We start from the raw sequence: 19,199 nt of genomic DNA, 5'->3' as shown, positions 1-19,199 counted from the left end.
CACTCCCACTGCTAGAAACTGTATAAAGCTAAAAAGCCGTCCCGGCATCCGCCGGAACAGCTTCTCATCACATACCCAATGAAATATATTTCACTTCTAAAAATTCTTCCATTCCAAAATGTCCGCCTTCACGGCCAAGGCCGCTTTCTTTCATGCCGCCAAAAGGAGCCTGAGCAACAGAAGGCAGTCCGTCGTTTAATCCAACGATGCCATATTCAAGGCCTTCAGAAATTGTGATGGCCTCAGAGATATTTTCCGAAAAAACGTATGCAGCAAGTCCATATGGCGAGTTGTTTGCCCGCTCAATTACTTCATCAATGGTTTTAAACGTTGTCACCGGTGCAAGCGGTCCAAATGTTTCTTCATTCATGCACGCCATGTCGTCCGATACATTGGTTAAAACCACCGGTGTAATAAAGTATCCTTTTTCGCCTGGAAACTCTTCACCACCTAGTTCAAGGCGTGCTCCTTTTTCAATTGCTTCATCCAGCTGGTTTCTCACTTTATCTACAGCAGCTTGATTGATCAGCGGCCCAATCTGAACACCATCGCTCAGGCCATTGCCCACTTTTAACTCACTGACTGCTTTTTTCAGAAGACCTACAAATTCCTCCTCAACCGATTCATGAACAAATACACGATTGGCACAGACACATGTTTGTCCTGCATTGCGGTATTTCGAAGCTATCATGCCTGCAACAGCTTTATCGAGATCGGCATTTTCCGTTACGATAAATGGCGCATGTCCACCAAGCTCCAGGGATACTTTTTTCATCGTATCCGCCGCTTGTTTCATTAGCAGCTTTCCTACCTTTGTAGAGCCGGTAAAGGAAATTTTACGGACGCGGCTGTCAGCCATCCACGTTTCTCCAATCGCTGCCGCATCACCGGTAATCACGTTAATAACACCTTTTGGAATACCGGCTTCTTCTGCCAATTCTGCAATTTTATATGCCGTGAGCGGTGTAAGTTCGGCTGGTTTCACCACAATTGTGCACCCCGCTGCCAAAGCAGGAGCCGCTTTACGTGTCATCATTGCTGCTGGAAAATTCCATGGTGTAATGGCCGCTACAACGCCCACTGGCTGCTTTGATACGAAAATCCGCTTGTTCGGTGCAGAAGCGGGAATGGTTTCACCGTAAATCCGCTTCCCTTCTTCTGCGTACCAGGAAATAAAGCTGTTTGCATATCCAACTTCCCCAATGGCTTCTGCCAGCGGCTTTCCCTGTTCTGTTGTCATAATCCGGCCAATTTCTTCTTTTTGTTCATCAATTAAGCGAAACCAGTTCATTAACAGGGCGCCGCGCTCCGCTGCTGTTTTCGCTTTCCATGCCGGAAGTGCCTCACTCGCTGCATCAACAGCTGCTTTCGCTTCCTTGGCCCCCGCCTTCGGAACAGTCGCAACAACTTCAAGCGTTGCCGGGTTGACAACTTCGATTTTCTCCTCTGTATCCAGCCACTCTCCATTTATATACATACGCCATGTTTTCATCCAGCCTTCTCCTCCACATCTTTTGTAAATGTACCGTCATTTTCTCCGGTAAAGAAATTTTTTCCGTAAATAAGAATGCATAAAATAATCCCGACCGCGAATGCCCATGAAGCCCCTTTAATGACCAACAGAGCTGCCACAATGCCCGCGATGCCAAGATCCCGCTGGCTTCTTGCTTCTAAAACACCTACTCGAACACTTACATACCCTTGAATTAAAAGCGTCAGAGCAAGCGCGATGCCCAAAATCGGTTCTACAAGACTCACAATCGGCATCAGCAGCAGACCTGTATTGGTTCCCCAGCGGAATGAACCGGCTCCGCCGAAAAATGAATTCATGACTTTCTTGCCTTCTTTATAACGTTCTACTACAACTACCTGCATCGCTGCCCACATCGGACCGGCCATTGTCACATCCGGACCGATAATACTCATAATGGCGTTTCTTCCCCCAAAGATTAAATGCGCACGATTTGGATTGTTATCGATTTCTTCGTCACTGCGAATATCCTTTGCATCATCTAAAATCGCTTCTTTTTTCAAAATATCGCCAAACAAAACAATATACGTTCCTAGTACTGTCGGCAATCCGCTAATAAACAAAGCGAGCGGCGGCATGCCAAGGCCGAACACCGTATATTCGTTCCAAAGTGTGGCGAAATCCGGACTTGTAATGCCCCACTCAATATTTGGCCATGGTGCTTCTCCAAATAAGGGAGCAATCACAACCGCTAAAATAATGATCGGAAAAATACCTAATTTCGCAATCAAGGTCCAAAAGGCGTTTCTCTGTTTGAACACCTGAAAATGCTTTGAAAAAATTAAATAAAAGGCAATTCCAATTGCAATAGAAATGGTCCATGGGAATGTTTCAAACTGGCCGCCAACCTCGAAAATCGAGGTAACCGCACCAATTCCCGCTCCCATTATAATACCAGCTTTAATGGCACTCGGTACAAGGCTGACCACTTTTCCCGCGAGGCCAGTAACCCCAAGAAAAATCGAAAAGATTCCGAGTGTCAGCTGGAAAGCGATGAGTGCATACACTCTCTCTTCTCCTTCAGGAAACTGGGACACATACGCCATTATGAGCGGAACCGCCGGTGTAATCCAGCCTGGCACAACCGGGTCGCCCAATAAATGATGCGTTAAATACATCAGTCCATTTAACATAACGACAGCAAGAGCCGCTTCAAATGGCATACCAAGCAGTTCCATCAATAAAGGAATCGCCGCCAGGTCAACTGCACACAGCAGCAGGCCCTGGACATAATCCGGCCATTCAAAGCGGTAATGAATAAAGGGAAGCCGTAGTTTAAACGGCCCCATTGGAATAAATGGAGATTCCTCTCCATTCTTTCTATTTTTCCAAAGCATGGCTCTCTCCTCCTTTGTAGGCAGCTTGATAAATCTCTAAAATATCGGCTTTATGTAAAAGTCGAGGATTATTTTTCAGCAGACGGTCAATTTTACTTGCATCCTCTGCCATCCCGTCTAAATCACTTTCTTTAATACCAAGCTCTTTTAAACCATCTGGAATCCGAACCGCTTTACAAAGTCGGCTCATCGCCTTAATCGCTTTTTCAGCTGCTTCATTATCCGTTGCATCATCGACCTTTTCGCCAAGCGCCGCTGCTACATCTCTGAAACGCTCAAGGCATGCGATTTTATTCCACTCCATGACATATGGCAAGAGAAGAGCATTGCTCACACCGTGAGGAATATTAAAACGGCCTCCGAGCGGATACGCCAGCGCATGGACCGCTCCGACACCGGCATTCCCAAACGCCATGCCTGCCATTAAGCTGGCTGTGGCCATTTGTTCGCGCGCCTCTACGTTATTCGGATTCGCATACGCTTTGGGCAAATTGACTGCAATCATTTTCATTGCCCCTATTGCTAAAGCGTCGGTAATGGGAGACGCATGAACAGAAATATAGGCTTCAATTGCATGAACGAGCGCATCAATTCCGCTTGCTGCTGTCACCCCGGCTGGCATCGTTAACGTCATTTCCGGAGAAACAATCGCAACATCCGGCAACAGGTAGTCACTTACAACCCCTTTCTTCACTTGCTCTTTTTTATCCGATAAAATAGAAATATTAGTGACTTCCGATCCTGTACCTGCAGTTGTTGGGATTACAATGAGCGGATATCCTTTTTCTTCCACACGATCTGTGCCTACTAAATCGGTAAGCGCACCTTCATACTTTGCATAAGCAGATACCGCTTTCGCTGTATCGATCGCACTGCCGCCCCCGATGGCAATCAGCCCGTCATGGTCCCCTTCATGAAACATTTGCCGGCATTCTTCCACCACATAAAATTCCGGCTCTGGCTTTACACCTAAAAACACCCCAACTGTAAGCCCTTCCAAATTTTTCTGAATTTGATCAAGCATTCCGGTTTGCTGAATAATGTGGTCTGTCACAATTAGTGGTTTAGTTATCCCTAACCGCGCCGTTTCATTTCGCAACTCACTCGTTGCACCGTCACCGGTAATTAATTTATTGGCAATCTTAAATGTTGAAATCGTCATAAAAAATCCTCCTTTTTCTATTCTCTTTTCTTATTGCAAGAACTATGCCAATAAGAAAAAGCTGAAAAAGAAGGCGTTGAATGCTCTTTCGATCGAAAAATCACTCAATGTTGATCAGAATTATAATCAGACCAGGTTTTCATTTTTGCTACAATCGTAGACTGACTTACTCCAAGTGCTTTCGCTGCTTTTCGAGTTGTTTTATGAAGCTGCATTGCTCTTTTGATCAATTGTTTCTCTACTATATCGGTTGCTTCCTTCAATGGAATAATTTCATCTCCTTGAAACGAACTTACAAACGATGGAGCGCGACGAACTTTAGCCGGCAGCTGTTCCACTTTTATGTTAGAAGAAGATGATGTGACGATTATATATTCAATCACGTTTTTAAGCTCGCGAATATTACCCGGCCATTCGTATGAACTCAGGCAGCGAAGAGCTTCATCTGAAAACTCTATAGCTGTTTCATGTGCTGTATTAAATTGCTCCAAGTAATGTTTAATTAATTTAGGGATTTCTTTTGTGCGCTCACGAAGCGGCGGAATGTGCATCGGCACTACGGTCAGCCGGTAAAACAAGTCCTCGCGGAATTGTCCCTTTTTCACGAGTTCTTCTAATTTTCGATTGGTTGCTGCGATTACCCGAGTATCTACTTGTTTAGCCTCCGTTGCCCCAACCGGTGTAAATGTGAAGTCATCAAGCACTTTTAACAGCTTCACCTGCAGCTCAAGGGGCATATCTCCGATTTCATCCAAAAATAGCGTTCCGCGATGAGCCATTTCCACAAGCCCTTTTTTCCCTTTGGAAAGTGCCCCTGTAAAAGCGCCACCTACATAGCCGAACAATTCCGCTTCAATTAAATTGGCCGGCAGTGCGCCGCAATTCACTTCAATAAACGGCTGATTTTTCCGGGTCGAATGATGATGAATGTAGGAAGCCGTCATTGTTTTCCCTACGCCGCTTTCACCTGTCAAACAGACCGTTACATTTTTGCGGGCTACTTTTCGTGCGAGTGTGAAAAACGATTCCGCTTCTTCTGCCAAAAATGGCACATGATCCGTTTCTACGTCCACTGTTTCCAATCGATTATCTTTTAATTCGTCTACTTCATTTTTTAACCGAATCAATTCAGTAATATCGCGCACACTGCTAACCACATATAAAATGGTTTGCCCCTGGCCGAATACGGGATTTGCCGAGACAATGACTTTGCGCCCGTTCGCCAACTCTTGCATTTGCGTTAGCGTTTTTTTCTCTTGAATGACCTGAATGGAAACCGATTTCGAAATATAGCCGGCCTTTTCTACGTCCTTCATATGAAAACCAATTACTTTCTCTGACGAAATCCCTGTAATCCGTTCGTATGCCGTATTTACTTTTACTGTAAAGCCATTCCCATCTGTTATGTATACACCGTCATACAACGAGTTGATCATGTCCGAAAACATTTTGCTCATAAGCAGTTGATGAAATCCGCCCGGCTCCTGTTCCTGGAGAAATTGATGCAAAAAGGGCTGCTGAAAAAATTCTCTCAATGTCATCAGCACATGCCCATTTCGAATCGCCACCCGTATTTCTTCTATAGTAATCATGCCGATGACCGTTTGATTCTCATCGACAATTTCAACCGATTCCAACTTTTTTTCCGTTAACCTATTAAGCGCTTCTTGAATGGTCTCATCCAGCGTTAACAATCCATACACCACCTTTTTCAATCCATCTTATCACAAAAAAAAGCTATTTCTGAAAGTGGTATTACTTCCAAAGATAGCTCTTATCTTATCGATCTGATCACACAACCTCTTTCAATGCAGAGAAGCTGTGGATTGCCTAATTATTAATTCAGGAGAAAGAAGCAGCCGTTCTTTATAAGGCCGGGAAGCCTCCATTTCCTGCATCAATAACTCCACTGCTTTTGCTCCCATCTCTTTTATCGGCTGGGAAACGGTTGTCAGCATGGGAGAGGTTGTAGTGGACAATACCGTATTATCAAATCCGACAACTGATAAACCATGCGGGATACTCAAATCTATTTCTTTAGCAGCTTGTATCACCCCAGCGGCCAGCAAGTCATTGCAGGCAAAAATAGCCGTAGGCCTTTCCTTCAATGAAAGGAGCTGTTTAGCACTTTCGTATCCTTTTTCGATCAGGGCTTCGGTTTTTACTATGTAATCATCCGGCACCGGCAGCCCGGCTTCCTGCATCGCATCTTTAAAGGCGGCCAGCCTCGGCTCATTGCTTCGAACATTTTCAGCGATAATAGCGATTCTTTTATGGCCTAAAGACAACAAATGGGAAGAAGCCAAGTACCCCCCTTTATAGTCATCAACCGTTACCGTATTAATGGACAGCTTCGGAATTTCAGAAGCGATTAACACAATCGGCACTCCTTGTTTTTCCATCATCTCTTCAAGCAAGTTCGTACTTCGGAAAGCGGAAGCGACCACCAGGCCATCGATTCTCTGGCTGGTTAGAAGTGATAAATAGTTTTTTTCCTTTTCTGTATCATTATCTGTGTTGCACATCATCACACTAAATCCTAGCTCACGGCTCCGGTCTTCAATACTTCTAGCAATGTCCGCATAAAAAGGATTGGAGATATCCGGAACAAGCAGCCCAATGGCGTTTGTCCGCTTTCCTCTTAAAGAAGCTGCCGCTATATCGCGATGATAATTAAGTTTATCCATTGCCGCCAGCACTTTTTTTCTTGTCTGCTCACTAATACTTCCGGTGTGATTGATCACTTTTGAAACAGTGGCAATCGAAACACCTGCTTCTCGAGCGACGCTATGTATGTTTACTTTCATAATATCCCTCCTTTCTTCCCTGCTTTTTATGTACATATCATTTATGTAAAATACTGATGTTATTATACCACGCAGACTGTCATCCCATATATTAAAGCCATTGCTCTCTTGTATCCATCGCAAAAAGTGAATGATATAAAACGGCTTCCGTGCTGCACAAATAGGCAGTATCGCTAACAGCGAACTGCCTATAAAAAACATATATCCCCAAAATTTTACTAACGATTTAATCTAGATTGTACCTATACTCTTAAAATTAAACATTTTATTATAAACCTGCTGCTAACCCTATAGGAGAGAACAAAGTATATACGCCAATCATAAGAATTACAATAACGGCAGCCACAAGCTTCCCGTACTTCCAAGGCATTAAATCGACCTTGTTGGAAGTTACCAATTCGAAGTCCTCTTCTCTTGGTGCAAGCTTTCCAACGATTAGCATGACTAAGACCGATACAGGGAACAGGACAGCAAGTATGTACAAGAAATTGACTTCTCCAAGGAATACTTTTGAGAGTGCATACAAAATGATATGCGTAATCAGGGCGATTTTAGGCGCAAGCGCCGGTACCCTTTTACTGAAAAAACCGACCATGACAGCCGCAATAATAGGCACATTGTAAAATCCGAACATTTCCTGAAGATACGTATAAAGCCCGGATGGCGCAAACATCACTAATGGCGCGATCACAACAGAAACCCCCGCTAAAATGATCGTGAATATTTTTCCGGCTTTGACAAGCTCCTGTTCCTTCGCCTGGGGCTTAAAAATAGGCTTATAGATATCCAGCGTAAACAATGTAATACAGCTATTTAGTGCACCGTTAAAAGAACTTAAAATGGCTCCGAACAGCACGGCTGCAAAGAAACCGGAAAATGCCACCGGAACGATATCAACAATGAGCTGCGGATACGCCATATCTGCTGTTTTCAAAGAGTTTCCGTACATGTGGAATGCAATGATTCCAGGAACAACCAAGTAAAAGGCACCAAATATTTTAAAGAAGCCGGCATATAAAACCCCTTTTTGCCCTTCTGCTAAATTTTTCGCACCAAATGTTCGCTGTACAATGGCTTGATTCGTACACCAATAAAACAAATTATTAACTAGTAAACCGGTAAAAAGAGTTGGCCAAGGAATACTCGATGAATGATCGCCAATTGCATTTAATTTATCGGGGTGAGAATGCAGCAATTTATCAACACCAGCACCAATGTCGCCTTGTCCAAGTGCAAGCAAACCAAGAATTGGAATCATAAACCCACCAATGATAAGGCCAATACCATATAAGGTATCTGATACCGCGATCGCTTTCATTCCGCCAAATACAACGTAGAAGCATCCAATAATGCCTGTTGCAAGCGCAATGAGAAATACAGTCATAAATGTTCCCGTATTCAGTGCATCCGAAATACTAAAAATACTGTCTAACACGATTGCACCGGAGTACAAAACGGTAGGGAGATAAGAAGACGCATAACCAAGTAAAAACAACACAGAAATAATTTGTCTCGTCCGTACATCATAGCGCTGCTCCAAAAAGTCTGGAATTGTGCTGATTCCGCTTTTCAGATATCTTGGCAAAAACACAAACGCCATAAAAATTAAAGCAAGCGGCGCTGTTACTTCCCATGCCATTACGACCATTGAAGTAGTGTAACTCTGTCCATTTAAACCCACCATTTGTTCCGTGGATAAATTGGTTAAAATTAAGGAAAACGCTATGTAAATACCTGTTAAGCTCCGCCCGCCTAAAAAATAGCCATCTGAACTTTCCAAATTCACATCTTTCGTTTTATACCATGAATACCATGCGATAAATCCTGTAAATAGAAGAAAGGTGATAACGGTTACATAAAACATAATGCTGTCCTCCTTAAAATTCTGTCATGCAGAGTTTTACCTCGTTTTTATACAATCAAATGAAAATCAAAAGGGCATACTTACTTTTAACGGATAACAGTATGCCCCTCTTCTATTAAATAGATGAAGGAAGCGCTTTATATGGAGACTGAACTGTAACTAGTTCTCCTGTTTCAAACGAATCCTTGCACGCATAGCCAAGAGCTGTTGATAACACACCATCCTCAACTGTCACGCTTGGCTGCCTGTTTTCCCGGATGCAAGAAATAAATTCTTCTGCTTCACTTAAATAGGCCTGTTCAAAGCGCTCTAAGAATCCTTCCGCACATTCGTTTACAGCTCCCGTATCATCAAATACAGTGACCATATTTTTTTCAGGAGTAGTGCCAATTCTCAACGTACCATTTGTACCGATAATTTCGGTTTCAATATGATACCCATGTGCACAATTACGGCCCGCTACAAAAATGCCCATTTTATTGTTTTCGAATTTCACCAGTGCGGTGCCCGTTTCTGCATCGTTTAACTGCTCAAATTCAGGATGGGCATATGCGCCGCCAATGGCCCATACTTGTTTGGCTTCCGAGCTTAAGTACCATCTAGCCAGGTCTAAATCATGGATGGCCATGTCCAAAAATAAACCACCGCTGTAATTGTTTTTCGCAAACTGCATAAAGCCATTGATCGCTTTTGACGGATCAAGTCCATAGCAGCGAATTAAAACTGGTTCTCCAATTTTTCCTTCCTCAATTTTCTTTTTTGCATACGCATATGACTTGTCATATCTGCGCATGAAACCGATCATGAAAACCTGTTCTTTATGGTTATTTACGACCTCTTGGACACGCAATGCTTCCTCCAGGTATAATCCAAGCGGCTTTTCGCTGAATACATGGAAGCCAGCATTCAAGGCTTTCTCAATCTGTTCACAATGAAATCCGGATGGCGAAGCAATAAAGATCGCATCGAGCTCTTTATTTTGGAGCATTTCATCATAATTGGTGTAGGCGTATTTAATACCCCATTCTTTTTGAGCTTGTTCAGCTTCCTCTTGAATTACACTGCAAACAGCCAGTAATTCGCAATTGGGGATGCGGAATGCCAAATTCTCTGCATGCTGTCTTCCTAGTCTGCCTAATCCTACGATACCAACTTTCACTTTTGCCATCATGTCTCCCAACCTTCCTATATCTCATAATTTTTATCAAAGATGCTTCTATAAACTTTCTTATCCAGCCTTTAAGCCCCTAATACAATAAAGCGCTTACTTATACATCTGAAGAAATGAAATATTCTGAATAATTCTCTTCTCTACACCTCAGCTGCTAGCAAATAAAAAATATACGTTAATTTAAAATAGAGTAAAACAAAAACTTTCCAAAAGAAGGTAAACGTTTTCCTTGTAAATTCATTATAATAATACGTTTATGTAAAAGTCAATGTTTTAATTAGTGAAAAAATGACAGTTAACAGAAATATTTTTTAAAAACCCTTATTTAACAAGGGGATTATATAACTCAAACTTGCTTAGGTTAGGCTTAAAAAACATCTCCCATCCTCTTTTTTAAGGTAAACGTTTTCCTTATCCAAAAAAAAAAAAAAAAAAAAACGAGCTGAAATTTCTTTCAGCTTGCTGTAAGTGTTCAAATCTTAGGACAAAACAATGTTCACCTTGCCAGGCTGCATAAAGCTATGGGAAAACTAAGCTATTTAGACAAGGAAGTATCTACCATATCTTCTTTGCCGGGAAAAGTCTCATGTACTTTTTCATTTTTAGAAGGAGGACTTGGCAATATAGTTATTCCGATTAGACCAAGAACACAGGTTATGGCGGGTACAAGAGCTATAACAGGATCTACTTGCTGTATAATCCAAAACACAACGAGTGATATAATATACATACTCCAACAAGCTTTCTCTACTTTTTGAATGGTTCTCATCCCCTTCTCCTTACTGTTATTGTGATCATTAAAGAAAAAACGCTCCCTCTTTTCCCCTCATTAATACTTCCTTCATCAGATATTTGGTCCCTTCTTTTTATTACCCTTTTTCATGCATTTTATTTATCTTAAAAACAGCAGTCCTCTATGCCATACTTTTACAAGGCAACTATTTAAAAAAACTCTGTTTTTTCGTAGTGTCTCTATTCTGCTCCTAACACTCTCTTTCACACTTAAGATCAACTTTATTGTTTATTTCTTCTCTTTTCATTTTAAAAAAGCTGCTTTTTTTGCAGCTCCTTTACCTCTATTTTTGAATCATCTCTGTATTATTTGCTAAATAAATGGGCAGTTCAATCAAATGTTTAGTAAACCACTATATAAATAAAAAATGTTTTCGGGCCATTTCCCATACAGCAGCAGTGACTTTGCTGGTTGTAGGCCGTGTATACTTCTCTCATAAAAGGAAACCCTAATATAATCGAAATACCGTATGGAGGATTTTCTATGACTGACAACGATCAGGAAAGCGAAACATTACCGCAGGTTCCTGAGCCAAACTGGAGAGGTTTTATTGATTTGCCGGATTTTCCTTCTTTAGATAAAGATATTCATGTAGACGTGGTTATTGTAGGTGGCGGTATTACCGGAATCACATCCGCTTACCTTTTAGCAAAGGAAGGTCTGAAGGTTGCCGTTTTAGAGGCGGGGAAATTGCTGGACGGCCCAAGGGGAACCATTACTGCTAAAATTACTGCCCAGCATGAGCTAATATACGATGAACTTATTCGCCATTTCGGAAAAAGCAAGGCTCGCTTATACTACGAAGCCAATATAGAAGCTCTAAACTTCATCAAAAAAACCGTAGAACAGCATCAAATCCATTGTGATTTCAGCCTGCAGGATGCTTGTATATACGCTGCTACGGATCATTATGCACGCAGGATTGAAAAAGAAGCAGAAGCTTATGAAAATATCGGTATAGACGGTACGCTGATTAACACCGTTCCCTTCGAGATAGATATAAAAAATGGGCTGATCATGAAAAACCAGGCTCAATTTCATCCAATTAAATACCTGGCTCACCTTATCGAAATTATCACGGAAAAAGGCGGGCTTTTCTTTGAAAACACCACGGCCGTTAATATTGAAACTGGAAAGCAGCCAACCGTTCTTACCCGTGAGGGGCGACGTGCCACGGGCAGCCACGTTCTGGCCTGTTCGCATTTTCCATTTTATGAAGGCCTGGGGTTTTATTCTACAAGAATGTATGCAGTTCGCTCCTATGTTCTGGCGGCCAAGACAAAGAAAGCGTATCCTGGCGGAATGTATATCAGTGCCGATCAGCCGACACGTTCACTCTGTTCTGCAACGATTAATGGAGAAGAAATCGTGCTTATTGGCGGTCAGAGTCATAAGGTTGGCCAGGGAAAGAACACGCTGGAACATTATAAAGCCTTAGAGATCTTTGGCCAGCAGGTTTTTGGTCTTGATAAAATGGTATACCGCTGGTCAGCCCAGGACTTGACCACCCTTGATAAAATTCCTTATATCGGTGAGATAACCTCAGGCCAGCCAAATATCTTGATTGCTACCGGTTACCGGAACTGGGGAATGTCTAATGGGACTGCCGCCGCTCTGCTCTTTCGAGATACGATTTTGAACAAAAAGAATGTTTATCAAGATTTATATACACCGTCGCGATTCTTTGCACATCCAAGCCTGAAAAATTTTTTAGTAGAGAATGCTAGTGTGGCCGCCCATTTAATTAAGGGAAAACTTGATTTGCCTGCTAAGAGTGCTGAAGACTTATCCAACGGTGAAGGTGCCGTCATTACTGTCAAAGGACATAGAAAAGGTGCTTATAAAGATGAGGAAGGAAAACTGTATATTGTGGATACAACCTGTACCCATATAGGATGTGAAGTCGAATGGAACAACGGCGATCTTACCTGGGATTGCCCATGTCACGGCTCCAGGTTTTCGTATACAGGAGAAGTAATGGAAGGTCCAGCTGAAAAACCATTGCAGCAATACGATCATCGTATACTGGACAATCTTACCTCAGAAGATTCCGGCTATTAACGATTGATGTTACGGCAGCAGAAGCACTTCGCTGCGGTTTGCTTTTTTTCAGATACCGGTGGCAGACAAGGGCCTGCCCACCATTATTTTCTATATGGAACTCTTGCTAATAAAACAATAGCAACAGGGAACTCTAACAAAGATATTGGGTGTAACTTACTGAGAAGACAGCCGCTTTTCGGTATTTTTTAATGTGCTCTGATAACAACTTGAACAACTATTTGTAAAAAGAAAAATTCTAAAGTATTACACTGATATCGAAATGTAAAAACAGGAGCGTGGAATGATGAAAGTAGTGGTAACAGGTGCAGCCGGAAAAGTTGGCCGATGGACTGTAAGAACCCTATTAGAAGCTGGTCATGACGTTATTGCTACAGATAGAAAATTAAGGGAAGAATCCGAATCAAAAAAATTTATCCAGGCCGAATTACGTGATTATGGCCAGGTCATCCAGCTTTTAGCAGGGTGTGATGCAGTCGTACACCTGGGGAATATTCCTACCGATGTGCGGAATACCTCCCAGGCCATATTTGAAAATAATATGCTCGTTAATTTTAATATCCTTGAAGCTTGTAAAGACCTTAAAATCCCTAAGGTTGTGTGGGCATCAAGTGAGACTGTTCTGGGGTACCCTTTTGTTGCGGAAGATCTAAGTTACCTGCCTGTGGACGAAGAACACCCGTCCATCGTGAAGTCCTCATACGCAATGGCAAAACGGCTGACTGAAATCCTTTCCGAAATGTTCCACAAACTTGCGAACACACAGATTGTGGCGCTTCGCTTTGCCAATATGTATGAGCCGGATGAATACGAGAAAATTCCTATCATGCATTGGAGTGAAGAAGGACAAAGAGATGCCCAAAAGAAAAATGCATGGGCCTATTGTGATGTCAGGGACGCTGCAAGAGCCTGCCTGCTTGCAATCGAAAAGGATAATTTAGGATTTGACATATTTCATATAACGGCACCGGATACCATTTTTCCAGAACCCAGTCAGGAATTGGTGGATAAATTTTTCCCGGATGTCTCTTTAAAGAGGCCTGTAGAAGGACATGAGACTCTTATGGCAATCGACAAAGCCCGGAAGGTCCTTGGCTATGAACCGCGTTACACATGGCGCAATGTTCTTAATAGTGATGGTAAAACCAAAGCACTGCCGGAGGACCAGCTTGCTTTATTAAATACGGATATATAAGAAGGATTACAGTAACAAACCAGCTCCAGTTTTGCGCTGAATGAAACAAACTGAATATGAAAACTTGGATAAAAGAAAGCTCCCTCTCCTAAATAAGGAAAGAGTGTTTTTAAAATGACAAAAAGCAATGGAGGATTCACTATCCCCATTGCTTTTTAAATATCATAATGATTTATATTTATGCTTAAATCCATTTCAAGTGTCGTCCCTGCCAGCTGGTTCCCGAGATATGGCCCCCTTTTTAAACCGGACGCCCCAAGCCCATTTGCCAAGATAAATGACTTTACCGTACCTGCTTGTTATCTGTTAAAGCTTTTTGTCTTATCCACGTAGAATCGGCAATGTACAGCAGCGAAAAGAGCCTCCGGATTTAATAATCTCTGTGATATCAACCTCAATTACATGATACCCCCGCTCCCTGAGGCGATTGTTTATATCATGATTTCCCATCAGACTAAATACCTTTTTTCGTCCAATTGAAAGTACATTTGTTCCAAGTGTAAATTGCTCTTTTTCAGTTACTTCAATTAAATCGAATCTTGATGAAAGCATATTTACTGTAATTTGGTCAATGGCTTGCGGGAAAATTAATGCTTCTTCTGGCGAAATAATATTAAAAACACAGTCTAAATGCAAATATCTTTGATTTAAAGAAATAGGGAGGATCTCGTATCCCGGTAATAAACGTGTAAGTTCTTGAATGGATGCTTTATTTGTTCGACTGCTGATCCCGACATAGAGATTGTGTCCATCAACGATGACATCCCCGCCTTCAATCGAATCTTCGCTTAGGGCGTGATAAGAAATTTGCTCTGACTCAAGCCATTTTTTCAGCTCATGTTCCTCTCCCTGCCGGATGTCCGCGGCCATTTCAGCAGTAAAAATATTTTGGCCGATTGTAAACCCGATGTCTCTAGTAAAGACTTGCTCCGGATACTGTTTAGAAGGTGAAAGCTTAATCACCTCTATTCCGTGTTCATTAAGAAGGTGACAAAACTGAGCATGCTGTTGTATTGCACGGTTAATATTAATATTTTCATGCTTATAATATTCTTGCGTTTCATTAATCACATCCCGTATAGTCATAAATTGAGGTTCGCATAAAATCACTCGGTGCAGTTCGTCATATTCATTGTTGCATTGTATATTCCCGAATTTTTTTGACAATATTTCCATGATTAACTCCTCTTAAAATGTACTGTTTTATGTAGTCTTCCCTTTTGTTAGGTATTCATAAATAAATGAAATAAAATTAGAAAACCATCCACTTTGAGATGAAGTAGATGGTTTTTACTAAAATACCATATAAATTTCCATGTTGTATTAAACCCTCCAACCACTGTCCTGCAAATCCCAACACAAAAAAGCTTATTCTGACTGAATATATGTCGGTGCCGATCAGCTTACACGTTCACTCTTGAAAGACAAAAAGCAATGGAGGATCAATTGTCCCCCATTGCTTTTTGAACATCATAATAACTAATATCGATATCTATATCCATTTCGAGCGCCATCTTTGCCAGCTGATTCCCCAGATATGGCCCCGTCGTTAAACCAGACGCCCCAAGCCCATTCGCTACGATAAGACCCTCCCAGCCAGGGATAGGACCTATCACTGGAAGAAAATCGGCAGTATAGGGACGAAAACCAACCCTTACTTCCTGAAATATACTATTTGATAAACCAGGCGCTGCTTCTAAGCCTTTGTCCAGAAGCTCCTGCATCCCGCCTGCCGTGATGCGTGTATCATAGCCATTTGCAGGATCTTCATGAGTCGCTCCTATGACAACCCTCTGGTGATCAAAAGCTAAAATATATTTATTAGAAGGCGGCATTACGACAGGCCATGCGCTCGTGTCCGACGCTTCTGGAACCTCCACATGCAAGATTTGTGCTTTTTGAAAGCTTACTTTGAAATCGACGCCTAAAGGCGCTAATAGCTGATTTGCCCAGGCACCTGCACAAACAATCACCTCGTCAGCCGAATAGCTTTCATTGCCAACCGTGACTCCTGTTACCCGGTTCGCCTCGTATTGAAGTACAGCATTCCCCGTTAAAAGGATGGCACCGTTTCTTTGAGCGGAACGTAATAGCGCATCGCGCAGCGCACGGCCGTCCACACGGGCGCCTCCGCTGACATAAACAGACTGGTACTGTTCAGAAAGAAGTGGAAATCGATCCCGGGTTTCTTTTTCATCAAGCGGGACAATCTCACCGATTTCCGGTGCATCAGCTTTTCGTGTTTCGGCACGCTCTTCCATTTTTCTGATTTTTTCTATGTCGTGGTGGACATTGAGAGCCCCTACTTGAGCATAGCCTGTTTCTGTCTCTCCTTCACCTTTAAGTTCTTCGATTAACTCAGGGTAAAAACGTGCCCCTTCCTTTGCGAGCTGGTACCAGGCCTTGTTGCGCCGCTGTGACAGCCAAGGGCAGATAATGCCTGCAGCTGCATCGGTCGCCTGTCCTTTATCTTTGCGGTCTATAATCAGGACCTCAGCACCCAGTTTCGCTAACTGGTAAGCTGCTGATGCCCCGAGAATTCCTGCTCCCACTACTATAACCTTTTTCATATTCACAGACCCTTCCATTACTGCTAACGTTTCATTCCTGTTATGTATTATAACTTATCGCAAAGGATTGTATAAAGAAAGCGGCATGTGCTTGACTGTGAAATGAAATGATCCTGCTGGTGTTCTGTTTAGTATTTGCTTTATCGATTGGTTTGTAATCTGCTTTAACGATCCTGCCGGCGCTAACCCCTGACGCTCATTCCTAATTATGGTAACATAGAAATATACTTAAAGGAGGGATGGATCATGCATAAAGTTCCAGAGATTACACTCAATGATGGGCTAACATTGCCGGTTATAGGCTTGGGTACATATGCGCTTAACGGGAATGCAGGTGCCAGCGCGATCCAAAATGCCATTCATGCAGGTTACCGGCTTATTGATTCTGCGTATAATTATGAAAACGAAGGAACTGTGGGCGAAGCTGTTAAGCGCAGCTCTGTTTCAAGAGAGGAATTGCGAATTACCTCTAAACTGCCAGGCCGTTATCAAAACTATGATAAAGCCGTGACAACCATTCAAGAATCCTTGTACCGTGCCAGCCTCGATTATTATGATTTATATTTGATTCATTGGCCTAACCCGAAGCAGGACTTGTATGTAGAAGCGTGGCAGGCCTTAATTGACGCTCAAAAATGGGGCCTTATTCGTTCCATTGGTGTCTGCAATTTCCTGCCTGAGCATATTGAGCGTTTGGAAAAAGAAACGGGCGTTAAGCCAAGCGTCAACCAAATTGAGCTGCATCCCTTTTTCAATCAGGAGCAGCAAAGAAAATGGCATCAAGAGCATAACATTGTGACAGAATCCTGGAGTCCATTAGCCCGGGCAAATCATCTGTTAGAAAATGAGACCATTCAGCAAATGGCCCAGCACCATAACAAGTCCGTTTCACAGATTGTTTTACGCTGGCATTATCAGCTGGGAGCCGTTTCTATTCCAAAATCCGCTTCTTCTGTACGGCAAATTGAAAACATCTCTATTTTTGATTTCTCTCTCGATGAAACAGAAATGAGCCTGATTTCAGAATTAACCCGCCCTGACGGCAGAATTAACGATCAGGATCCCGCTGTATATGAAGAATTTTAAAGAAAATGAAAAACAGGAGAACTGATTGGTTCTCCTGTTTCTCTGTAGATTCCATTACGCGCAAAAGTTCTTATTCTTCAAGCAGGCCCTTTATCCGCTCGACTTTATCTTCCATTTTACGTTTCTTATCACGGCGGTCATCGATTCGAATATTTGTACACACTCGGGCAAGTCCTTTTTCAAAGGGGACTTCGTGCATCGCCTGGATTACCTCAAACAATTTAGGCAGATCGCCTTCGATGATCGTATTCATGGGTGTCAATTGAAAACGTATCTCCCCTTTTTCCTCATATTCCTTTAATACTTTTTGGATATCTGCCACATAGCTGCTGACACTTGGTGTTTGTGTGCCAACAGGAATAACCGTTACATCAACGATTGCCATTTTATTCACCAATCCTTTTATGTATTTCAATCAAGAAGCTAACTGACATCTATCCAATCTAGACAGACGCTTTTACCATTATAACGTACAGCACTAGAATGTTTAAATAAAGCGAAGTGCGCTTAGCAGCAATCCGTCTCTGCGCCAAACCGTATACTCTTGTCATGCTGGAACACTAGCCTTGCAACACATTTTTGGCTGCCAGGGTAAATGGACAAAATTCCGGGAACAATAACAGAGAATACAACAAGGAAGCGTACTAATTACAGTGCAAAAAGTCAATGCTTACTGAAAACAGCTAAGAGTGTTGTTTCCTGATCTCCCTGATTCAAAGCAGAAGTTTCTGTCAGTCAGTACGAAAGGAGTACGATACATGGATTTTACCAGCTTCTATGATTTTCTATCTTTTTCGGTACCTTTTTATGTGCTTCTGTTTTATGCGATTTACAACCGTTCTGAAAAAAAGTGACTTGATAGCCAACACCCATTTTTAAGTAAATAGTTTCTATATGACTGTTCTTACACGAGATAAAGGAATAAGAGGATGATCGATATTAGTCGAACTAATACGGATCATCCTTTATTAGTTATCGGACTTTTTGTAAGAATGTCATAAAAGAAAATGACCAACATAGAATCAATATTGTTTAAAATTCACTTTCTAAGGGGCGGGTAGAATGAGCGTATTATCAACATCTTCAATAAGAGCAGCAGTAGACCAGTGCATTGAAGCATGCTTAAAATGTGCCAGAGCTTGCGAAGAGTGTACAACTAACTGCTTAAAGGAACTGGATATTCAAACGAGAATAAAATGTATCCAAACCTTACAAGATTGCGCTCAAGTTTGTTTGCAGGCGGCATCTCTTGCGGCCCGCAACAGCACATTCGCTCAACAATACTGCCAGCTTTGCGCTGCTATTTGTGAAGCATGCGCAGAAGAATGCGCAGCGTTCAAAGATACTTACTGCCAGGAATGCGCTCAAATTTGCCGTGAATGTGCAAAAGCTTGCAGAAATATAGCTTCCTAACGACTAAAAACCTTCTTTTCGAGGGAATGTTTCATAATGACGGAAAAAAGTGGGCCTAACTATCAACAAGCTTACTTGTATGTCAAATAAATAGGCAGAAGCTGTAATGGCCAGTTTAGTTTCGCTATAAAATAATCATGAAGTGATCTTTCATTTAGTGAAAGATCACTTTTTCTACTTATATGTCTTTATACATAAAGCAGCCCCTG

The 19,199-nt window shown here is 42.1% G+C and carries 15 protein-coding genes; 4 read left to right on the top strand and 11 right to left on the bottom strand.

Translation table 11 applies throughout. The features are described from left to right. Positions 1 to 67 precede the first annotated feature (67 nt). The 8 genes from RRU94_RS05095 to RRU94_RS05060 form a co-directional block, all read right to left on the bottom strand. Positions 68 to 1,477, bottom strand: a complete 1,410-nt coding sequence (locus RRU94_RS05095) for an NAD-dependent succinate-semialdehyde dehydrogenase (protein WP_315691944.1) — start codon at positions 1,475 to 1,477, stop codon at positions 68 to 70. 11 nt (positions 1,478 to 1,488) lie between these two features. Beyond that, a complete protein-coding gene (locus tag RRU94_RS05090; protein WP_315690733.1) occupies positions 1,489 to 2,868 on the bottom strand; it encodes a hypothetical protein in 1,380 nt (459 codons plus the stop codon). Continuing rightward, the gene (locus RRU94_RS05085; protein WP_315690732.1) at positions 2,852 to 4,030 is read right to left on the bottom strand and encodes an iron-containing alcohol dehydrogenase; all 1,179 of its coding nucleotides are present in this window, start codon (positions 4,028 to 4,030) and stop codon (positions 2,852 to 2,854) included. The genes RRU94_RS05090 and RRU94_RS05085 overlap by 17 nt, the downstream gene beginning before the upstream one ends. Positions 4,031 to 4,134: 104 nt before the next feature. Continuing rightward, positions 4,135 to 5,724 carry a sigma 54-interacting transcriptional regulator gene (locus RRU94_RS05080; protein WP_315690731.1) on the bottom strand — a complete coding sequence of 530 codons (1,590 nt, stop codon included), beginning with the start codon at positions 5,722 to 5,724 and terminating at the stop codon, positions 4,135 to 4,137. Positions 5,725 to 5,835: 111 nt separating this feature from the next. Continuing rightward, positions 5,836 to 6,837 (bottom strand): LacI family DNA-binding transcriptional regulator, encoded by a 1,002-nt coding sequence (locus RRU94_RS05075; protein ID WP_315690730.1) that lies wholly within the window; start codon positions 6,835 to 6,837, stop codon positions 5,836 to 5,838. A gap of 268 nt (positions 6,838 to 7,105) precedes the next feature. Next, positions 7,106 to 8,701 carry a solute:sodium symporter family transporter gene (locus tag RRU94_RS05070; protein WP_315690729.1) on the bottom strand — a complete coding sequence of 532 codons (1,596 nt, stop codon included), beginning with the start codon at positions 8,699 to 8,701 and terminating at the stop codon, positions 7,106 to 7,108. A gap of 115 nt (positions 8,702 to 8,816) precedes the next feature. Further along, entirely contained in the window at positions 8,817 to 9,869 is a 1,053-nt protein-coding gene (locus RRU94_RS05065; RefSeq protein WP_251271945.1) for a Gfo/Idh/MocA family oxidoreductase, read from the bottom strand. A gap of 538 nt (positions 9,870 to 10,407) precedes the next feature. Further along, positions 10,408 to 10,641, bottom strand: a complete 234-nt coding sequence (locus RRU94_RS05060) for a hypothetical protein (RefSeq protein ID WP_315690728.1) — start codon at positions 10,639 to 10,641, stop codon at positions 10,408 to 10,410. A gap of 507 nt (positions 10,642 to 11,148) precedes the next feature. On the opposite strand from RRU94_RS05060, the gene RRU94_RS05055 reads away from it, so the two are divergent. Together RRU94_RS05055 and RRU94_RS05050 are read left to right on the top strand one after the other, a co-directional pair. After that, on the top strand, positions 11,149 to 12,726 hold the full coding sequence (locus RRU94_RS05055; RefSeq protein ID WP_315690727.1) for an FAD-dependent oxidoreductase: 1,578 nt from the start codon (positions 11,149 to 11,151) through the stop codon (positions 12,724 to 12,726). A 283-nt stretch (positions 12,727 to 13,009) separates the two neighbouring features. Next, positions 13,010 to 13,921 carry an NAD-dependent epimerase/dehydratase family protein gene (locus tag RRU94_RS05050; RefSeq protein WP_315690726.1) on the top strand — a complete coding sequence of 304 codons (912 nt, stop codon included), beginning with the start codon at positions 13,010 to 13,012 and terminating at the stop codon, positions 13,919 to 13,921. 321 nt (positions 13,922 to 14,242) lie between these two features. On the opposite strand, the gene RRU94_RS05040 is transcribed toward RRU94_RS05050, so the two are convergent. Beyond that, positions 14,243 to 15,097, bottom strand: a complete 855-nt coding sequence (locus tag RRU94_RS05040) for a dimethylarginine dimethylaminohydrolase family protein (RefSeq protein ID WP_315690725.1) — start codon at positions 15,095 to 15,097, stop codon at positions 14,243 to 14,245. A 266-nt stretch (positions 15,098 to 15,363) separates the two neighbouring features. Continuing rightward, positions 15,364 to 16,509, bottom strand: a complete 1,146-nt coding sequence (locus RRU94_RS05035) for an NAD(P)/FAD-dependent oxidoreductase (protein WP_410492923.1) — start codon at positions 16,507 to 16,509, stop codon at positions 15,364 to 15,366. 228 nt (positions 16,510 to 16,737) lie between these two features. Between RRU94_RS05035 and RRU94_RS05030 the strand changes: the two genes are divergently transcribed. Continuing rightward, the gene (locus RRU94_RS05030; protein WP_315690724.1) at positions 16,738 to 17,577 is read left to right on the top strand and encodes an aldo/keto reductase; all 840 of its coding nucleotides are present in this window, start codon (positions 16,738 to 16,740) and stop codon (positions 17,575 to 17,577) included. 70 nt (positions 17,578 to 17,647) lie between these two features. On the opposite strand, the gene RRU94_RS05025 is transcribed toward RRU94_RS05030, so the two are convergent. Then, entirely contained in the window at positions 17,648 to 17,962 is a 315-nt protein-coding gene (locus tag RRU94_RS05025; RefSeq protein ID WP_251274752.1) for an MTH1187 family thiamine-binding protein, read from the bottom strand. Positions 17,963 to 18,639: 677 nt separating this feature from the next. On the opposite strand from RRU94_RS05025, the gene RRU94_RS05020 reads away from it, so the two are divergent. Next, entirely contained in the window at positions 18,640 to 18,990 is a 351-nt protein-coding gene (locus tag RRU94_RS05020; RefSeq protein ID WP_315690723.1) for a four-helix bundle copper-binding protein, read from the top strand. Positions 18,991 to 19,199 lie beyond the last annotated feature (209 nt).

Source organism: Domibacillus sp. DTU_2020_1001157_1_SI_ALB_TIR_016, from assembly GCF_032341995.1.
Classification (GTDB): domain Bacteria; phylum Bacillota; class Bacilli; order Bacillales; family Domibacillaceae; genus Domibacillus; species Domibacillus indicus_A.
This window is presented reverse-complemented; position numbering and strand designations above follow the sequence as displayed.

Bases quoted from the DNA above. Each gene is read 5' to 3' on its own strand.
- RRU94_RS05095 (WP_315691944.1), bottom strand. From the start codon at position 1,477: ATGTATATAAATGGAGAGTGGCTGGATACAGAGGAGAAAATCGAAGTT.
- RRU94_RS05090 (WP_315690733.1), bottom strand. From the start codon at position 2,868: ATGCTTTGGAAAAATAGAAAGAATGGAGAGGAATCTCCATTTATTCCA.
- RRU94_RS05085 (WP_315690732.1), bottom strand. From the start codon at position 4,030: ATGACGATTTCAACATTTAAGATTGCCAATAAATTAATTACCGGTGAC.
- RRU94_RS05075 (WP_315690730.1), bottom strand. From the start codon at position 6,837: ATGAAAGTAAACATACATAGCGTCGCTCGAGAAGCAGGTGTTTCGATT.
- RRU94_RS05070 (WP_315690729.1), bottom strand. From the start codon at position 8,701: ATGTTTTATGTAACCGTTATCACCTTTCTTCTATTTACAGGATTTATC.
- RRU94_RS05065 (WP_251271945.1), bottom strand. From the start codon at position 9,869: ATGGCAAAAGTGAAAGTTGGTATCGTAGGATTAGGCAGACTAGGAAGA.
- RRU94_RS05060 (WP_315690728.1), bottom strand. From the start codon at position 10,641: ATGAGAACCATTCAAAAAGTAGAGAAAGCTTGTTGGAGTATGTATATT.
- RRU94_RS05055 (WP_315690727.1), top strand. From the start codon at position 11,149: ATGACTGACAACGATCAGGAAAGCGAAACATTACCGCAGGTTCCTGAG.
- RRU94_RS05050 (WP_315690726.1), top strand. From the start codon at position 13,010: ATGATGAAAGTAGTGGTAACAGGTGCAGCCGGAAAAGTTGGCCGATGG.
- RRU94_RS05040 (WP_315690725.1), bottom strand. From the start codon at position 15,097: ATGGAAATATTGTCAAAAAAATTCGGGAATATACAATGCAACAATGAA.
- RRU94_RS05035 (WP_410492923.1), bottom strand. From the start codon at position 16,509: ATGGAAGGGTCTGTGAATATGAAAAAGGTTATAGTAGTGGGAGCAGGA.
- RRU94_RS05030 (WP_315690724.1), top strand. From the start codon at position 16,738: ATGCATAAAGTTCCAGAGATTACACTCAATGATGGGCTAACATTGCCG.
- RRU94_RS05025 (WP_251274752.1), bottom strand. From the start codon at position 17,962: ATGGCAATCGTTGATGTAACGGTTATTCCTGTTGGCACACAAACACCA.
- RRU94_RS05020 (WP_315690723.1), top strand. From the start codon at position 18,640: ATGAGCGTATTATCAACATCTTCAATAAGAGCAGCAGTAGACCAGTGC.